General features: G+C 47.6%; 1 protein-coding gene and 2 pseudogenes. 2 read left to right on the top strand and 1 reads right to left on the bottom strand.

Annotation, left to right across the window (positions count from 1 at the left end; translation table 11 throughout):
• Nucleotides 1-184: 184 nt before the first annotated feature.
• Together J5224_RS28105 and J5224_RS35910 are read left to right on the top strand one after the other, a co-directional pair.
• A pseudogene (locus tag J5224_RS28105) lies at nucleotides 185-598 on the top strand (tyrosine-type recombinase/integrase); the annotation flags it as partial.
• 124 nt (nucleotides 599-722) lie between these two features.
• Nucleotides 723-902, top strand: a complete 180-nt coding sequence (locus J5224_RS35910; RefSeq protein WP_369076101.1) for a type II toxin-antitoxin system CcdA family antitoxin — start codon at nucleotides 723-725, stop codon at nucleotides 900-902.
• Here the strand turns inward: J5224_RS35910 and J5224_RS28100 are convergent.
• Nucleotides 874-1327: pseudogene (locus tag J5224_RS28100) on the bottom strand (MFS transporter); the annotation flags it as partial. The gene J5224_RS35910 and the pseudogene J5224_RS28100 sit on opposite strands and share 29 nt — an antisense overlap.

Genomic DNA, 1327 nt, shown 5'->3' with positions numbered 1-1327 from the left:
AGTCCGGGCACCACTTCTCCTTTTTTATGCCTCCCTATGCGTTCCTATAAATCCCTATGTGTTTGTAATGTAACCAAAGTGGCATAAAAATCTTTCCCGATGCATTCTTAGTTATCCCTAGGTATCCGGAAAAAAGTGGGTCAAATTACGGGTCATTCAGTTCGATGAACGGAGTGACCCGCCCATGTTAACTGATAGCAAGATCCGCTCAGCCAAAAACCTAGAAAAATCATACAAGCTCACTGATTCGTTAGGGCTTTATCTAACGATATCTACTCATGGTGCTAAGCGGTGGTATTTCCGCTACACCTTCGACCGTAAAGAGAACCGCCTCGCCCTTGGCGCTTACCCGTTGATCTCATTAGCAGCAGCCCGTGAAAAGCGCGATGCGGCGCGTAAGTTGCTGGCATCCGGTGTCTGCCCTTCGCTGTCTCGCAAGGCAGAAAAATCCGCAGTGGACGAATCAAGAACGTTTCGCTATATCGCCACTGGCTGGCATTCCAGCAGTCGTAAACTCTGGTCGGACACGCACGCCGATAAAATCCTTACCTGCCTGAAACGCTACGTTTTTCCTGCTATTGGCGCGATGGATATCGCTCTTGATGTTTTTCGAGTTTATTCGTTTTATGGGGGACTTAAACGATTAGAGTTGAATGCTGGCTAATTACTGAACAGCTACGTGGAGTATGTACTCAACGCATGCATAATGGAGGAGTACTGTCATGAAACGCTGCGTCAGCGTTGCCTGGGACAAAGACAATTATCAGGTTCTGAGTGCTTCTGGGGTCAATATTTCAAGGCTGGAGAATGATGTCATTGGCAAAGAAACCCGCCGCATAAAAGTTGAACAGTGTCTCCTGATTAAGCTTATCGTCAAATATCTCCAATATTCTCAATGCTAGTCCTCCGTTCTCCTCGCGCAATACTCAACGCCATCAGCCCCATTAACAGACTGCTTAGAACTAATACCAAGCTCAGACGTTGTGTTAAACCGGCCAGCACCAAGCCACCACCTAACATCGTGTAATACATCAGGCCCAGAATGGCTCCCGCCGTTCCGGCACCATCCTTATAACGACGCAGCGCCCGAGCCAGAATATTGGGTATCGCAATACCATAGGCCATGACAACTGGTATCATCGCCAATACAAACCACAACGAATTTTCCATTACCCACATTAATACTCCGCCCAAGCCCCCTAACCCACAAGCTAGCATCAATAGCGATATAAACATCCAGTTTCTCGCAACTAAAACCTTATTAATTACCGCACCTATGCCCACGCCAAAAGCCAAGACCATGCCGGTATAACCGAACCACTGCTGT

It is taken from the genome of Candidatus Symbiopectobacterium sp. NZEC135 (assembly GCF_025962695.1).
The sequence above is the reverse complement of the archived record's forward strand: the minus strand, read 5'-3'. Positions and strand labels throughout refer to the sequence as shown.